Raw genomic sequence first — 17,140 nt, 5'->3', positions numbered from 1 at the left:
TAAAAAAAACCAAACAGCAACGTACGTTCTTCGCTAACAACGATTAATAAAAGGCTTGAATACCCGTCTGCGCACGACCTAGGATCAGTGCATGAATATCGTGGGTGCCTTCATAAGTGTTGACCGCCTCTAAATTCATCACATGACGAATGATATGGAACTCATCAGAGATACCGTTACCGCCATGCATGTCACGCGAAATACGTGCAACATCCAGTGCTTTACCGCAGTTGTTACGCTTAATAAGTGAAATCATCTCAGGCGCGGCATTGTCTTCATCCATCAGACGACCCACACGTAACGCGGCTTGTAGACCTAGCGTGATTTCAGTCTGCATATTGGCAAGCTTTAACTGTACTAGCTGCGTTGCGGCAAGTGGGCGACCAAATTGCTTACGGTCTAGCGTATACTGACGCGCCGCTTTCCAGCAGAACTCTGCCGCCCCCATTGCGCCCCATGCGATACCGTAACGGGCTTTATTTAAACAGCCAAATGGACCTTTTAGACCACGGATATCCGGGAAAGCATTGGCTTCAGGGACAAATACTTTGTCCATAACGATTTCACCAGTCACTGAAGCACGTAGTGAAAACTTACCTTCAATCTTCGGCGCTGATAAACCTTTCATACCTTTATCTAAAATAAAACCACGAATTTTACCAGCATCATCTTTTGCCCAGACCACAAATACATCAGCGATAGGACTGTTGGTAATCCACATCTTATTACCTGTCAGCTCATAACCGCCGTCCACCGCACGTGCACGGGTCGACATTGAGGCAGGATCTGAGCCTGAATCTGGCTCAGTCAAACCAAAACAGCCGACATATTCGCCAGTAGCAAGCTTAGGCAAATATCGCTCCCTTTGCTCTTCGGTGCCGTATGCATGGATAGGATGCATGACCAAGCTTGATTGCACGCTCATCGCTGACCGATAACCTGAATCCACCGCTTCAATTTCCTTGGCAATCAGACCGTAAGCGACACTTGATAAACCGGCACAACCATAACCTTCGATTGTCACGCCAAGCAAGCCCATCTCACCCATTTGACGCATGATATTACGGTCAAAATTCTCATTGCGATTGGCCTCTAAAATGCCAGGCATCAGCTCTTTTTGAAAAAACTGACGGGCGCTGTCCGTGACCATGCGCTCTTCATCAGTCAACTGGTCACGTAATAAAAACGGATCTTCCCAATCGAAACTTGGACGCGTAGATGTTGCCATGTGGATCTCCTTGATGTCAGTCTTCCTGACCGACGATTAGTAATTAATGAATAAATTAACTTAATAGTTTATTGACTTACCAATTCCGCTGTGCAAAACTTAGTTTCATAATTTAAAACCATTTAAGCAAAGTTTCGGGTCGCTGTAAACCTTTATCAAATAAAATGAGCATAAAATGACAAAAAACATATCGGCAGCCCTGCCACTACTCGATCGAATGACCACCGTTCTTGAGCAAAGTAAGAACAATAATGACCGACAGTTTGTTACTGCCCTAGGTCGTGGTCTAACGGTATTAGCGGCTTTTGAGCAGCATGAGCAGCTCAGTCATCAGCAGTTATGTCAGATGACCGCCTTGCCAAAAGCGACAATTACTCGGCTTATTTATACCTTGATGACGCTTGGATTTTTGCGTATGACCGAGCATGGACAGTATCAATTGGGCAGTAATGCGGTACGACTCAGCGCGACCGCATGGAGTCGTCACGATATGGTCGCGGCAGCTGAACCACTGTTACGACAATTTGCCAGTGACAATGAAGTATCAGTAAACTTGGCAACTGAGGTCGAAGGAGAAATGCGCTATCACGCTTGCTGCCGTAGCCCTGCTCGCCTATCGGTCAATTTGCAAGTTGGCTCAGCCGTACCCGTGGCTCGCACTGCTATTGGACGCGCTTTTTATGCGGCTAGCTCGCCAGCGAGACAGGCTGTCATCATGAGTAATCTACAAGAACAGTTATCTACCGAGGATTATAACCATGCACAAACTGCCCTAGCCAGCGCTGCAGCGCACTATGCAGAGCATGGCTATACGATATCAGATGGTGAGTTTTCTACTGATATATTGGCAGTAGCGGTTGGGGTCTTTGATGTTGCGACTGGACAATACGCCTATTCGCTCAATGCCAGTGTACCAAGTGCCAACTGGCAAAGCGACGATTATGCCGCAACGATTGTACCTAAATTGCAAGCGCTGGCAGAAAGGATTGGCAGTGGGGTTTAAAAGAGAATAAATGATAAAGCTATAGTACGAGTATCTTGGCTTAGTTGATGGGTTTTGTCTTATGAAAGATGCTTCATTTTAACCCATCAAACCTCAACCCAAATTTCATCAGATACTTACGCAATCTATCACTATCATTCGGGCTTTTTAGCTTGTCGCGTGAGTTGGCATACAGATAGCGCCCCGCCGCTGCTTGATTTTTATGGTTAATACAAATCTCAATCACATATGCCAATTGCACCGCATCAAACGGATCAATAGTCGCCAGAATCTCTTCATCGAGATATCTTCTTAAAATATTATGGCTACCCTGCTCAACAGTTTCGCTATCTAAACTAGTATCAGGGTTATTATCGCTTGGGCTATTTTTATTGCCTTTATTGTCATTAATTAAACTATTCGAGCCACTCAAACTGTCAGGCAGCTCCCAAAGATGTGTTAAGCGATCAATCTCCGCTTGCACATCATCATTGCGAATGACTTTACTTTCAGCTAGCGTGGTCAGGCGAATCATACTGGCCGTCAAATCACGAAAGTTCCCCTGCCATGTCGCATCCTGACTCATTGCAAAGCTTTCATACAGCTGCCTTGCTTCTGGCATAAATCGATAATGCTGCTGTTGCTCGCTACCCAAGCGCGCCAATTCATAATCTATATTGGCTGGTAAGTCCTCTAGCCTATCTTTGAGTGATGGCAGAAAAAACGTCCACGTATTGAGACGCGCAAACAAGTCTGCCCGAAACTCGCCATTAGCGACCGCTTGCCGCAAGTCTTTATTGGTGCCTGCCATCAGCTGAAATGACACGCTAATCGGCGTATCACTGCCAAGTGGATAAAAGCGCTGCTCTTCCAGTGCGGTCAATAGCATCGCTTGCTCATCAAGCCCTAATTCGCCAATCTCATCTAAGAATAACAATCCACCATCAGCTGATTTTAGCAGCCCATCACGGCTCGTCGCAGCGCCCGTAAATGCCCCTTTGACATGACCAAATAACACACTCATGGCAGTGTCACCACGCAGCGTGGCGCAGTTGACCTCGATGAATTGTTCAAGCGTGTTTTTGCCTTGCGTGCTGTTGGCTTTGGCTTTTTTAAGCGCGTAAATTTGGCCTGCCAATTGCGACTTGCCCGCCCCTGTTGCGCCCATCAGTAGTATGGGTGCAGTTGAGCGGGTTGCGACCTTTTCGATATCGGAGATGAGCTTTTGATAAGCGGCATTTTGGGTGACTAGATTGGCTTGTAAGGTTTGCCAATGTTGCTGTTTTTCTGCTTCAAAGCGTTCACGTAATCCATCATAGCGTGAGACATCCAAGTCAATCACTTGATAGCGACCTTGCGGATCGGCTTGGTCAGGTCTTGGGCAAGGCGAGGTCTGAATCAAATCTGCGGGAATAAAGCCTGCCTCTACCAACAAGAACCAGCAAATCTGCGCCACGTGCGTACCTGTGGTCAGATGCAGCAAGTAATCGGTACTATCCTGAAAATCAAACCCTGCGGCAAAGTCATACAGCTCAGCATAAACATCGGCAAAATCCCACGGACTAATCAATGCCACATGATGACCAATAACGGTAGTGTTCGGACTAACTTGTGCCACGTCATCGACAATTATTTTAAACAGGCGCTTATCACGCTTGCTATATAAAATATGCAGCTCATCGACGAGCAACTCATCATGCAGGCCTAAACTGACGGTTGGTCGCCAACGCTGCCAACGCTTATCATTAAAACCATTGTCTAAAGTAGTGCCGAGGAAGCCGATGACGGCAGTTTTGTTGTTCGAATCACTGTTCATAATATTACTTATCACTGATTATCATTAGTAAATCATATATTATTTTCTATCTAGTTAGATTTATTTCTATATATTTTTAGCCCATAGTTAAGTAAATTAATCTATTCGAAAAACAATTAAGAAATTAAACCATTTACTATCAATTACTTATAAATAAATTTTGAGTATATTAAAAACTTGGCACGCCCTTAGCATCATATAAAGCAAGAATCATCTTTCATAATAAACAAACTTTGCAACGCTAAGGAATACAACATGCAACCAACTACTCATAACATCATTCAAGACGGTGGAACGCCGATTAGACTTTGGACTAAAGGCGTGCCCGTCGATCCAAAAGCACACGACCAATTGATCAAAGCCTCAAAAATGCCGTTTGTCTATAAATGGCTTGCGGTGATGCCCGATGTACACGTTGGTATTGGCGCGACTATCGGTACGGTATTGCCAACCAAAGAAGCGATTATTCCGGCTGCCGTTGGCGTCGATATCGGCTGCGGGATGATGGCAGTGCAAACCACCCTAACCGCAAACGATTTGCCAGATAGTTTGCTTGGTCTGCGTACCGAACTAGAAAAAGCCATTCCACATGGTCGTAGTAAAACGCGTGGTCGCGGGTCACGCCGTGATGTTGGCGCATGGGCAAACCCTGATGATACCGTAATGAACGGCTGGGGAACGCTGGTGGATGACTTTGATTATATAACCCAAAAGCATCCTAAACTTAAAAATACCAATAACCTTAACCATTTGGGTACGCTGGGTACGGGTAACCATTTCGTCGAGGTGTGCCTTGATGAAACCAACCAAGTTTGGATCATGCTGCACTCAGGCTCACGCGGTGTGGGTAATGCCATCGGTCGCTATTTTATTGAGCTGGCACGTGAAGACATGCGCAAATGGTTCATCAACTTGCCTGATAAAGATTTGGCCTACTTTGCCGAGGGTACAGAGCATTTCGATGACTATTGGTTTGCCGTCGGTTGGGCGCAACGTTTTGCCTTTAAAAACCGTGAAATCATGATGGAAAAAGCCATCAAAGCCCTACACCATATCATACCTAAGCCGTTTGATGCAGCCGTAAAAGCGGTGAACTGTCATCACAACTATGTGGCCAAAGAAGAGCATTATGGCGAAGAAGTATTCGTCACTCGCAAAGGCGCGGTCCGTGCCCGCGTTGGTGAATACGGCATCATTCCGGGGTCAATGGGTGCCAAATCATTCATCGTGCGCGGTAAAGGAAACGAAGAGTCATTTTGCTCTTGCTCGCATGGCGCAGGTCGTATCATGTCACGTACTGAGGCGAAAAAGGTATTTACAGTCGCCGATCAAATGGCACAGACTGCGGGCGTAGAATGCCGAAAGGACGCGGATGTAATTGATGAGATTCCAGCAGCATACAAAAATATCGATGACGTCATGAAAGCACAAAGTGACTTAGTGGAAGTGGTGCATACCTTGCGGCAGGTGGTTTGTGTTAAAGGCTAAACGTAAGATGATTAGAGGTTATGCGCTTGGCTTAAAAAAGCAAAAGCTTAAAAAAGCAAAAGCTTAAAAAGCCTAGCCTCAGCATCGGAGTTCTTTAAACGCTGGTAAATATGCTTTTCATAATTTTGCTTCCTTTAAGAGTTCAGCTCAGTGCTCGTCCCTCGCACAAAAGCTAAGACCTTATGTATTAGTCATAGGCTGAGTTTTTAATCTAGCTTAGTAGTTATTGCATTGATACGGGTTCGACTCCCGTCGTATCTACCACATTTAAAATTATAAAAATAATGAGAACAAGATGAAAACTATTACGAAAGATATTCAGCCCTATACCGAACTACCTAAAGGCGAGTTTGTTAATTTATCTCTAGACTATGCAGGTCAATTATTGGTACTGATATCCATCAACTTGATAGGTAATCGTAAAGGTATTAATGAATCTAATTCTGTCAAAACGAACCGAGATCAACCAAAGACCTATCAGATTTGGCAGACAAAAGATAATAGTAACGCATTGTCACTATATGCAGAGATTAGGGCAGAGGTGAATTTTGACAATGTGCAACGACATAGCAACGGTGACATTTTATTATTCAATAGTCGCTCTCAATACAGAAGTGAAAATGATTATGATAAAAATGGCTATATTTATTCTATCGATGGCGAATTAAAGCAACAGCTTCCACTAGGTGATGGTGTTGCTGAAGTGCAAGTTACCAAAAATGATATTATTTGGATCAGTTATTTCGATCAAGGTATATTCGATGGGCGCTATAGTTCTAACTGGTATGACATTTTAAGCTCAACAGGATTGGTTGCACAGGCTACTGACGGTAGAAAACTGTATGAGTTTGAACCATCAGACGGTTTATGTCTAATGGACGACTGTTATTCACTAAATGTCTCCTCAAATACCACAACTTATGCTTATTATTTTTACAATTACTATAACAACTGTGGTGGCGAGTTCGACTTAGTACGTATTCAAAATTATGAAATCAATAATTACTGGCATATGCCAGTTTCTGGTAGCAGTGCTTTTATTATTGATGGTAATAAAGCTGTGTTTGATGGCGGCTATCATCATAGAACGCTATTTTATTTAGTTGAATTGCAAAATGATCATCAAGCTCAAATTACGAAGCAGATTATTTTTGAGCATGACGGAGAGAATATTCTCAAGATAGGAGAAGGCTTTTCTTATCCAAGGTCACGGGGTGATAGCTTTGTAGTAATCAAAAATAGGTACTTATTTGTAATACCGTTTGCTGAATTTTCTTCTAAAGAAACTAGCGTTTCTTAAAGGTTGGAATATAAAATATGTCAAACATCGAAGAATTAAATAATAGAGTAAAAGGGCTTTTTAACAAGATAAAACCATTCCTCGATACAGAATCTAAAGATAGTATATCTAATTATTTGACGCATTTTGAATTCGAAATGGCATTTGAAGCAATATTTATAGAATTGAAAAATCTAGACTACGTTCCAAATAACACAGATAAGAAAGCTATGTTCCAACTCGGCCTAGATTTGCCGCTCAATAAAATAGACAATCAAGTACTGGTCAACGACTTTTGGACATCGTTTATAGAGTTTCTAGAAGCAGAGTAAATTTAGCGAATCACTACATAATTAAAATAAAGACAACCCTATGCCAAAACACAAACCGCTAAAAATCGACGGCAGTACAGGCGAAGGCGGTGGACAAATTATCCGTACTGCCCTATCGTTATCCATGCTCACAGGCACACCAATCGAGATTACCAATATTCGCGCTGGGCGAGCCAAATCAGGATTGATGCGTCAGCACTTGATGTGTGTACAAGCCTCGCAGCAAATATCAAATGCCACCGTGACAGGCGCACATTTGGGCAGTATGGCGTTCACCTTTATGCCGAGTGCCATCAAATCAGGTGATTATCATTTTGATATTGGCTCAGCTGGCAGTACCAGTTTGGTGCTGCAAACACTATTGCCAACGTTATTGTTTGCCAATACCAACACGCAAACGGTATCAACCGTAACAATAAAAGGCGGCACGCACAATCCACTCGCGCCAACCACGGACTTCCTACAGCAAGCATTCGTCCCTGCATTAGGGAAATTGGGTATGCACGTGGATATCGAGTGTGTACAAGCAGGGTTTGCGCCTATTGGTAGCGGCATGATTAAAGCGACGATAACGCCATTTATGCGCCGTGCGAATACGCTACCCTTACAGCTAACCAAGCGTGGAGAGCTTATCGGTATAGAGCTGGTCGCGAGCGTGCTCAATTTAGAGTACGACATTTGCAAACGTGAGCTTGCCAGCGCAAAAGTATCATTGGTTGAAGCAGGTATTGATAAGACACTAATTACGACTAAAAGCTTTAAATTACAAGGCATTGGTGAAGGCAATAGCTGCTATGCACAAGTCACTCATGAGGTTTCTGACACCCAAAATCATAAAGAATATCACTCCGAGGTGTTTACTTTACTAGGAGAAAAACGCAGCTCGGCGGAAAAGATAGGTTGTCGTTTATCAGGCTTAGTCAAACGTTATGTATTTAACACCGACTCACTGGTCGATGAATACTTAACCGACCAATTACTCTTACCGTTGGCGTTAGCAGGCGGTGGCGAGTTTACCGCGCGTGTCGTTAGTAAGCACGCTGAAACCCAAGCATGGCTCATTCAGCAATTTTTGCCCGTTGAGATTAAGCTTACAGTGATCGACGAGCAGAAAACTTTGGTACAAGTTGTCTGTTAAAATCACGCCACTAGCAACATCAACAGTAGCACTCTGTTACCCAATTACTGCTATGCAGTGATATCATATGTGTATGATGTAGGCGATAAATCTGAGCGCTTTGTCAGTGTCTAACAATAATGGTCCTAAGAGGGTGGTTTTTACCCTACTCTCTCTTTGAATCATTGTCACCTTTTTAATATTTATGTATTACTGTTGAGTGTAGCCATGCCCCAATCTCGTACCAATCTAAATCCTGAACCTAAAACCAACTCTCCGTATTTGGTCGGCTTATTGCTGCGTTATAGCACCTTTGGCGCTGCTATATTAATATTTTTAGCAGGTCTACTACTGCTAAATTGGTGGTTAATTATTCTCGGTGGGTTTGGGGTATGCTTGGGGATTTATGACGTCATACAATCAAAGCATGCTATTTTGAAAAACTATCCAGTTGCCGGACATATTCGTTATGTGCTTGAAGACTTTCGTCCTGAAATTCGTCAATATTTACTAGAAAATGACAAAGAGCAAGTACCGTTTTCACGCCAGCAGCGTGCGCTAATCTATCAACGTGCTAAGAACGTCAGTGACACCAATGCCTTTGGTACGTTAGATAATTTATACACCAATGGTAAAGAATGGTTTTTACAATCAGCGATTAGCCAACCTCTAGAAAACAAAGATTTTCGTATTATGGTTGGCGGTGAGCGTTGTCAACAGCCGCATGATATGTCGGTATTTAATATCTCGGCGATGAGCTTTGGCAGCTTATCGGCTAACGCGATTATGGCGCTCAATCAAGGCGCAAAAATGGGCGGCTTTACTCATGATACGGGTGAAGGGGCTATCAGCCCTTATCATCGCAAGTTCGGTGGTGATTTGATTTGGGAGCTAGGTACAGGGTATTTTGGTTGCCGTGATGATAGTGGCAATTTTGACCCGCAGTCTTTTGCCGAAAAAGCGGTTGATCCACAAGTAAAAATGATTGAAATCAAATTATCTCAAGGGGCAAAACCTGGTAAAGGTGGCGTGCTACCCGCGGAGAAAATCACCCAAGAAATCGCTGATACCCGTCAAGTACCGACAGGTCAAGATTGTGTGTCGCCCTCGTCGCATACAGCCTTTAATACCCCGCGAGAATTGGTGGCTTTTTGGCAACAACTGCGCGAGTTGTCAGGCGGCAAACCTGTGGGCTTCAAACTTTGTGTTGGTCAGCCTTGGCAGTTTATGGCCATTGTGAAAGCCATGATCGAAACCAACAACTATCCTGATTTCATCGTCATCGATGGCGCAGAAGGCGGTACTGGCGCGGCTCCTGTCGAATTCATGGACAATGTCGGCATGCCAATGGTTGAAGGATTTTTATTAATACACAATACTTTGGTCGGCGCAGGCATTCGCGATAAAATCAAACTTGGCGTGAGCGGTAAAATCGTCTCTGGTTTCGATATTGCCCGTATGATTGCCTTGGGCGCAGACTGGTGTAATTCAGCGCGCGGCTTTATGTTTGCCGTTGGCTGTATTCAATCACGTTCGTGCCATACCAACACTTGCCCGACTGGCGTTGCCACCCAAGACCCGTATCGTCAAAAAGCGCTGGATGTACCAAGCAAAGCTGAGCGTGTCGCAAGCTTCCATAAAAACACTCTGAAATCCCTAGCCAGTATCGTTGGTGCGGTCGGCTTACAACACCCAAGCCAATTACAACCTTATCATATCGCGCGCCGCCTCGATGATGGGCAGATAAAACTATTATCGAAGTTCTTTTATTTTACCGATAAGGGAGCGCTACTCAATAATAGCGCCCGCGCAGATGTGTTTAATCAGATGTGGGTCATGGCGAACCCAGATAGCTTTTTAGCCAATGATGATGCCCTCATTGCTTATAATAAAGACTCACGGGATAAAGGTAGGGAAACCACCACATCGGTGGAACAGAGCCTTGGCAACTTTGCAAGTATCACTGGCGGTGGGCAATTAATCGGCAACGTCAACAATACTTTTCGCGATGTTCCACTTAACAATGATTGAGATTTAGCGATTAAAAATCCGTGAGCCCTGACTATTTATATCTCACTCCATACTATAAAAGATATATCATTGATGCCAAATTTCGCTCTTCCCTTACCTTTAGGAGCAGTCGCCCTACTCTTGATAAGTGTCAGTGCTTGCCAACCGATAAGCACTGATGCTGCTGACAACAAGACACAAAACTGGTCGTGCCAGACTCAGGATGCACTATTTTCTTATAGTGTTTGTAGCATTGATGCTCAAGCCTTGATGAATGGTCACTATTCATTAAAATTATTTTGGCAGCAGCCTGATAGTACGAAATCGTTGCTAACCTTTGATACGTTATTAGCGACTTTACCCTCCAATCAAGCGCTGAACTTTGCCATGAATGCCGGCATGTACAATGAGAACTATGCACCGATTGGCTATACCATCATTGATGGTGAAGAGATCAAATCGCTAAATCTCAAAGAAGGCGGTGGCAATTTCCATTTATTGCCCAATGGTGTGCTGTGGTGGGATAAAGTTGGAAACGTACATATCACAGAAAGCAACGCCTTAAACGAGCAGCTTAACAGCGGCGAAGCGAAGCCTTGGTATGCCACCCAATCAGGTCCTATGTTGGTTATCAATAACGAGATACATCCACAGTTTAATCCTGATAGCACCTCACTCAAGATTCGTAATGGCGCAGGTGTTTGCGATGACGGCCACATAAAATTTGTCAATAGCGATGAGCCAGTGACATTTTATCAATTTGCATCGTTGTTTAAGAATGACTTAAACTGTCCGAATGCTCTGTTTTTAGATGGCGGGATTGCTTCGGCATTATATGCGCCTAGCATTGATAAGCATGATAAAAAAGAGATGGGTGTGATGGTTGGATTGGTTGAAAATAAAGATTAGGCGATGTATCCATTTTTAAAGATGTATCCATTTTTAAAATAGTGATAAAAATAAGATAAATTGCACTGAATAAAAAGCACTTGAGACGACTTTGCCATCCAAGTGCTTTTTTTGTTAATAGCAACAGTTAATGGCTAACAATAGCTAAAATTAACCGCCCAAACTCATCTTGGGACCAAACGGTTCATAATGAACGCTATCAACACCGTGATCTAGCGTCACTAGCCCATCAATCATGCTTTCCATAAATGGCATCGAGCCACAGACATAAATATCAGCAGGCTTAGGTAATTGAGCAAGCCACGCCTCATCTAATAGTTGTCCAGACTCAAAATAGAAAATATGCTTTTCTACAGTCTCAGCCTTTTCTAACAGCGTCTCCACTTCAGTATTGAAAGCGTGATGCGCATCATTTTGGCAAGCATAAACCCAGATAATAGGTCGTTTCGGATTGGCTAATACTTGTGCCTCCAACATAGACAGCACAGGGGTTACCCCAACACCCGCACTCATCAATACTAGCGGAATCTCATTTTGCTGTACCAAGTCTGGATTGAGCGCAAAGTCACCTGCTGGTGCCGATAATAAAACCGTGTCACCCACTTCTAATTGGTCGTGCATATAGTTAGAGACCAAACCATGATGCTCATTGCGGTTATCGCGTCTGACTGCAAACTGAATGCCTGCATCGGTACTAGCAGAGTACAAAGAGTAATGACGCAGCGCAACATGGTCACTGTCTTTTGGATCTGTTTTCACTGTGATGTACTGACCTGCGGTTAAAGTCAATTTGCTCAGGTCGATCTCTTGATGACTTTCTGCATTATCACTGACTGGTACAACTGTAAAAGCAGCAATATCCGTAGCAGCTGCTACCTTTTTAGTCACTACAAAAGGCGCAAAACCCTGCCACATCGCCTCCTCATACATGCCATGTTCAATCTGGATAAATACTGAGGCAATCTCATCATAAGCTTCAGTCCAAGCATTGATAATATCGTCATTGGCCGCCTCGCCCAGCACTTCCTTGATTGCACCGATTAAATGCTTACCAACGATAGGATAATGCTCAGGCAAAATTTGTAAAGCACGATGCTTGTGGCTGATTTGCGTGACTTGTGGCAATAACGTCGCCAATTTATCCAAGTGCTTAGCAGCGGCTAACACGGTCGTTGCCAGAGCCGTCTGTTGACGACCCAATTTTTGATTGGTTTCGTTAAATATGTCCAACAGCTCGGGATGCTCTTCAAACATATTTTTATAAAACACCGTGGTGATTGCCGTTCCATGCTCTTCAAGGACAGGAACAGTTGCGGTGACGATTTCTAAAGTCTTTGGTGAAGCCATACTGTCTCTCTTATTAGTACCAATCCCAAAACATGTGAGGAGCGATGTCAAACTCGTTTAGTCTACTGAATGTAGTACTTGCACGCGCTTTTTTGCTACTAAAATGGTTGAAAATGGCATAAGTTTATTACATTGATTGGTTGATTAACATATGAAAAATGAAGTACTTAAATAAGCAACGACGACTGATTTTTACAAACGATTATCAAATTCTTGTCATCAAATTTTTCGCCGAACCAGTCAAAACGCTTCTATAAGATTCATTTAAAATGAATGTTATCATATTTTGCTGCTTATACCAATGCCGTATGACTGCAAAACTGATTATTTTTGACAAAAAAGCAGCCGCTATGCTGTCATAACGGCTGCTTCTATAAAAAAATATGGGGATTAACAGGTTTCTTAAGTTAGGGCGTATCTTTATCCAAACGTCAAAATTAACGTGCTAGATAATTGGTCATCTCTTCTACCCCATGTAAGGTCATCGGATACATTTTATTGTCGAATAGTTTCTTAATTTCAACGATAGTTTGGGTATATTGCCAGTACGCTGGATCTTCAGGATTGAGCCAAGCGACTTTATCGAAATGCGCGAGCACCCGCTTGAGCCAAACAATACCCGCCTCATTGTTCATATATTCAACGCTGCCACCAACTGTCATCAGCTCATATGGCGACATTGACGCATCGCCGACGAAGATAACGCGATATTCACGACCGTATTTATTGAGCAGCTCATACGTTGGCATCGGCGCACTATGGCGACGGTTATTATCCTTCCAAACATAGTCATATAAACAGTTATGAAAGTAAAAAAACTCTAAAGTTTTAAATTCATTTCTAGCCGCTGAAAATAGCTTTTCTAAGGCTTCAACATGGACATCCATACTGCCGCCCACATCGAACAGCATTAGTACTTTGACGCGATTACGGCGCTCAGCTTGCATATGAATATCGAGCACGCCTTTTTTTGCCGTGCGTTTAATAGTCTCATGAATGTCTAGCTCATCGGCGCTACCGGTACGGGCAAACTGGCGCAAGTTTCGTAGTGCCATTTGAATTTGACGGGTACCAAGCTGACTGTCATCATCAAGGTTGCGGTATTTACGCTGCTCCCAGACTTTAGCCGCGCTACGTTTACGCGATTCACCGCCAACGCGCACGCCTTCTGGATGGTCACCATAGGCACCAAATGGCGATGTACCGCCTGTACCAACCCACTTACTACCGCCTTGATGACGCTCTTTTTGCTCTTTAAGTCGTTCTTCAAGCGCTTTCATTAGCTCCTCTAACGAGCCGTATTTTTTGAGCAGTCGGCGCTGCTCTTCGGTTAGGTTTTTTGGATCAAGCTTTAAATCGAGCCATTCTTTAGGAATGTCCGTCAATTTAGCCAATAGCTCATCCATATCTAGACTGTCGACGCCTTCGAAATAATCTGCCATTGCTCGATCGAATTTATCAAAATGGCGCTCGTCTTTGACCATACAAAGCCGAATCAGCCGGTACATATCCTCACGACTGGCAAAGGTAGACAACTCTGGATTTTCAGGATGCGGCTGCATCATCAGCCCTTGATCTAATGCGGCATTTAGGTCAAGCAGCTCACGCGTACTGACTGGCACACCATAAGTACGTAAGGTATAGAACAATTTGATAAACATAAGAGTCGCATCGCTTATTAGCTGATATGGTGACGAGTGAAACCATTTTATTAGGGCGTGTCGTCATTTTGAAAATAGTCTGTTGCTTAACGGCGCATTATATTAGCAAAGCGTTGCAACAAGCTCACATCGGCTTCATTTTTAAGCAGCGCGCCATATAACGGTGGAATAGACTTCTCACCGCGCAAGTTCTCTTCTAACTCTGCTTGTGCCATATCATCAGCCAGTAGCAACGTTAACCAATCGACCAATTCTGAGGTTGATGGTGGCTTTTTAAGCCCTTGGACATTACGCAGCTTATAAAAAATATCGAGCGCATCATTGACCAGTTTTTCTTGGATATTAGGGAAATGCACGTCAATGATTTGACGCATGGTCTCTTCTTCTGGAAAATCAATATAATGGAAAAAGCAGCGACGCAAGAAAGCATCGGGCAACTCTTTTTCATTGTTTGAAGTGATAATTACCACTGGACGCTGCGCAGCAGTGATGGTTTCTCCCGTCTCATAGACATAAAAAGACATTTTATCAAGCTCATGCAGCAAGTCATTTGGGAACTCGATATCGGCTTTATCAATTTCATCAATCAGCAACACACTGCGCTCGTTACTGGTGAATGCCTCCCATAGCTTACCGGGCTTGATATAATTGCCAATCTCATAAACCTTATCATCACCCAGTTGCGAGTCACGCAAGCGCGATACGGCATCGTACTCATACAACCCTTGCTCCGCTTTAGTGGTTGACTTGATGTGCCACGTAATCAGCGGCATCCCTAAGCTTTCAGCGACCTCCTCCGCCAATAATGTCTTACCAGTGCCCGGCTCGCCTTTAATCAATAGTGGTTTTTGTAACGTCATCGCGGCGTTGACCGCCAACTGCAAATCGTCAGTGGCAATATAATTTTGCGTACCAGTAAAGCTTTTTTTCGTTTTATCAGTCGTGCTCATAATCAAGTCTCAGTTATTGTTATAGATTAGGGCTATCAAGAGCCAGAAAAGGCTTAAACGCAATTGATAGCAAATAAACAATCATTTAGATTAGCACAGCATGATTGATTGCCAAAATACTCATGCGTTCGCAGTTGTTGAAAAATAATAGATACCTTGAACGCCTTTTGACGGTTGGTCGGCACAGTTATAAAACGTTTTTTCATAAAAAAAGACACGCATGGTGTCTTTTTTTATGGTGCTTTTCATTCACAGTATTTTTATTGATAGCGTCTTTTATATAGCTATCATAAACCTAAAGCACAGAGCCAATCATCGCTAGCAAAACTTTAATATCATTTTACTGATGTCACTTTATTGATGTTACTTTACTACTTATCAAGCTTTTCCATATTAGGCTTTTTAGCTAAACTACTGTCTTTTTTTAAGCTAACGTCTGCTTTAGGATTAGCCGCTAAAGGCGTTTTATTAGACGGTTCAGCAACAGTGGCTTGGTCGGTTAAAGTCGTGCCTTCTGTCAAATAATTGCCAGTCGTCAGCTGCATGGTAGATTGTGTATCTTCTGCAGTACGACTCCGCGCTTTGTCTAGACTTGACTCAAAAGCACCGCGAATAAGCTGCCAAACGAAGCCCACAAACAAGCCAACCACTAACACGACAAGTATCGGCAGCATATTGGTAATCGCGCCAGCCGTGTCCTTCATCATAATCGCATAAACCACGGCGATACTAGCGGGGGCAATCACACTTGGATCGCCAAGGGCAGTACCTGGTGCCAATAACACAGCAAACAATATCATCCAACTCATACCGCCCAACGGCCGCGGCAGCATACGAGCGACCAGCAACCACAATACCAACACAATAACGACACCACCCAGATACGCATACATCGGTAAGTCTGCGGGTGGCACGTCTTTTACCAACTGTCCCCACCAAATAGCAATTTCACCGAGAATATCACTAATGGCTTCCAGCGGTAAGCTGTTTATAATACCTTTTAACCAGTCCATGCGTGTGTAGTTACCTGCGTTTATAAATTGTGCAGCGCGTTTACGCGCTTAACGATAGACAGTGTGCTGTTTCAACGAACCATAATATTGAATACATTATCATCAAAAGCCCTTAAGACATAAGCACTTGAAACACGAACTTTTGCCTCGCCACGTATTTTTTGTCTTGTCACTCATATAGCCTGCTAGTTTATCACGACTTTCTACCAAAATGCATGAGCGCAAATGTGTCGTAAACTTTTTCTTGCTGGCTGTCATGCAACATAGCCAAAAGAGGCTGATTAAAAACTCGCTTCAAAAATACCCATTAATCATAAATATTGTCTTGTGCTTCGCGCGCACGTAATTCCGCTTGGCGACGCATCACATCTTGCGGTGGCATTTGTACAAAATACCCTTGCGACTGTAATTTTGCCAGTACCTCTGCTTTATCAACGCGCGCAAGCGTCGGCGTATTGGCTAAGTCCAAGTGCATCACAAATTTACTGCGCCCTAAACTGGCACGAAAATCTTTTGGTAATACGCCAAGCCAATCTTTAAGCTCGTCGGTATCGTCAGGATAATCAGGACGGGCAATATAGACATACATATCGTTATGTTTGGGGAATTTATAAATATCACAATGCATAATAATAACCTATCAGAAACTATCGCCATAGATTAGCATATTTTGGGTGAATATCAGTAGTCGCTTTACGTTTTACGATGGGCATTCGTGCTAAATTGACTACTACCTACCAAACGTAAAACGCTTTGCTTATCGATACGGTATTGATTATTCTCACAAAAAATCATTTTTGCCAAAATTATTCACTTTAATCGCCTAGATGGCTTGTAAAAGCGCCTTGAACCTTTCATAATAAAAGCGTTTTTCAGGAGAGAGTCTTGAGCACAATATCAGGTGCGCTCATATTAATGAGCTAGTGCTGATAGTTGCTACTTGACCACCGAAGGCGCATCCACCCTGCCAATCGCTCAGGTAAAAGGACTGAAAAACACATGTCACGA

At 43.4% G+C, this 17,140-nt stretch carries 14 protein-coding genes and 1 riboswitch; of the genes, 7 read left to right on the top strand and 7 right to left on the bottom strand.

Annotation, left to right across the window (positions count from 1 at the left end):
• Positions 1–43 precede the first annotated feature (43 nt).
• On the bottom strand, positions 44–1,228 hold the full coding sequence (locus JMY05_RS02865) for an acyl-CoA dehydrogenase (protein ID WP_045445463.1): 1,185 nt from the start codon (positions 1,226–1,228) through the stop codon (positions 44–46).
• 175 nt (positions 1,229–1,403) lie between these two features.
• Between JMY05_RS02865 and JMY05_RS02860 the strand changes: the two genes are divergently transcribed.
• Entirely contained in the window at positions 1,404–2,231 is an 828-nt protein-coding gene (locus tag JMY05_RS02860) for an IclR family transcriptional regulator (RefSeq protein WP_045445459.1), read from the top strand.
• 73 nt (positions 2,232–2,304) lie between these two features.
• Here the strand turns inward: JMY05_RS02860 and rtcR are convergent, their stop codons facing one another.
• Positions 2,305–4,026 carry an RNA repair transcriptional activator RtcR gene (rtcR, locus tag JMY05_RS02855; RefSeq protein ID WP_201614125.1) on the bottom strand — a complete coding sequence of 574 codons (1,722 nt, stop codon included), beginning with the start codon at positions 4,024–4,026 and terminating at the stop codon, positions 2,305–2,307.
• 255 nt (positions 4,027–4,281) lie between these two features.
• On the opposite strand from rtcR, the gene JMY05_RS02850 reads away from it, so the two are divergent.
• From JMY05_RS02850 to JMY05_RS02825, 6 genes are all read left to right on the top strand, one after another.
• Positions 4,282–5,514 (top strand): RtcB family protein, encoded by a 1,233-nt coding sequence (locus JMY05_RS02850; RefSeq protein WP_201614124.1) that lies wholly within the window; start codon positions 4,282–4,284, stop codon positions 5,512–5,514.
• A gap of 295 nt (positions 5,515–5,809) precedes the next feature.
• Positions 5,810–6,814, top strand: coding sequence for a hypothetical protein (locus JMY05_RS02845; RefSeq protein WP_201614123.1), 1,005 nt, complete (start codon positions 5,810–5,812; stop codon positions 6,812–6,814).
• 17 nt (positions 6,815–6,831) lie between these two features.
• Entirely contained in the window at positions 6,832–7,125 is a 294-nt protein-coding gene (locus tag JMY05_RS02840; RefSeq protein ID WP_045445455.1) for a hypothetical protein, read from the top strand.
• Between the two features lie 40 nt (positions 7,126–7,165).
• Positions 7,166–8,263, top strand: coding sequence for an RNA 3'-terminal phosphate cyclase (rtcA, locus tag JMY05_RS02835; RefSeq protein WP_045445453.1), 1,098 nt, complete (start codon positions 7,166–7,168; stop codon positions 8,261–8,263).
• Between the two features lie 207 nt (positions 8,264–8,470).
• Positions 8,471–10,273, top strand: a complete 1,803-nt coding sequence (locus tag JMY05_RS02830; protein ID WP_201614122.1) for an FMN-binding glutamate synthase family protein — start codon at positions 8,471–8,473, stop codon at positions 10,271–10,273.
• A gap of 72 nt (positions 10,274–10,345) precedes the next feature.
• Positions 10,346–11,161 (top strand): phosphodiester glycosidase family protein, encoded by an 816-nt coding sequence (locus JMY05_RS02825; RefSeq protein WP_201614121.1) that lies wholly within the window; start codon positions 10,346–10,348, stop codon positions 11,159–11,161.
• 150 nt (positions 11,162–11,311) lie between these two features.
• Here the strand turns inward: JMY05_RS02825 and JMY05_RS02820 are convergent, their stop codons facing one another.
• The 5 genes from JMY05_RS02820 to JMY05_RS02800 all read right to left on the bottom strand — a co-directional run bounded on the left by JMY05_RS02820 (position 11,312) and on the right by JMY05_RS02800 (position 16,760).
• Positions 11,312–12,508 (bottom strand): globin domain-containing protein, encoded by a 1,197-nt coding sequence (locus JMY05_RS02820; protein WP_045445451.1) that lies wholly within the window; start codon positions 12,506–12,508, stop codon positions 11,312–11,314.
• Between the two features lie 437 nt (positions 12,509–12,945).
• The gene (locus JMY05_RS02815; protein WP_045445449.1) at positions 12,946–14,169 is read right to left on the bottom strand and encodes a vWA domain-containing protein; all 1,224 of its coding nucleotides are present in this window, start codon (positions 14,167–14,169) and stop codon (positions 12,946–12,948) included.
• 86 nt (positions 14,170–14,255) lie between these two features.
• The gene (locus JMY05_RS02810) at positions 14,256–15,119 is read right to left on the bottom strand and encodes an AAA family ATPase (RefSeq protein WP_045445446.1); all 864 of its coding nucleotides are present in this window, start codon (positions 15,117–15,119) and stop codon (positions 14,256–14,258) included.
• Between the two features lie 371 nt (positions 15,120–15,490).
• Entirely contained in the window at positions 15,491–16,132 is a 642-nt protein-coding gene (locus JMY05_RS02805; protein ID WP_045445440.1) for a hypothetical protein, read from the bottom strand.
• Between the two features lie 307 nt (positions 16,133–16,439).
• On the bottom strand, positions 16,440–16,760 hold the full coding sequence (locus JMY05_RS02800; protein ID WP_045445437.1) for a YcgL domain-containing protein: 321 nt from the start codon (positions 16,758–16,760) through the stop codon (positions 16,440–16,442).
• Positions 16,761–16,995: 235 nt separating this feature from the next.
• A riboswitch (glycine riboswitch) is annotated at positions 16,996–17,133 on the top strand.
• The last annotated feature ends 7 nt before the right edge of the window (positions 17,134–17,140 follow it).

It is taken from the genome of Psychrobacter sp. JCM 18902 (assembly GCF_904846615.1).
GTDB lineage: Bacteria > Pseudomonadota > Gammaproteobacteria > Pseudomonadales > Moraxellaceae > Psychrobacter.
Note: the sequence above shows the minus strand (reverse complement) of the source record. Positions and strands in the feature narration are given on the sequence as shown.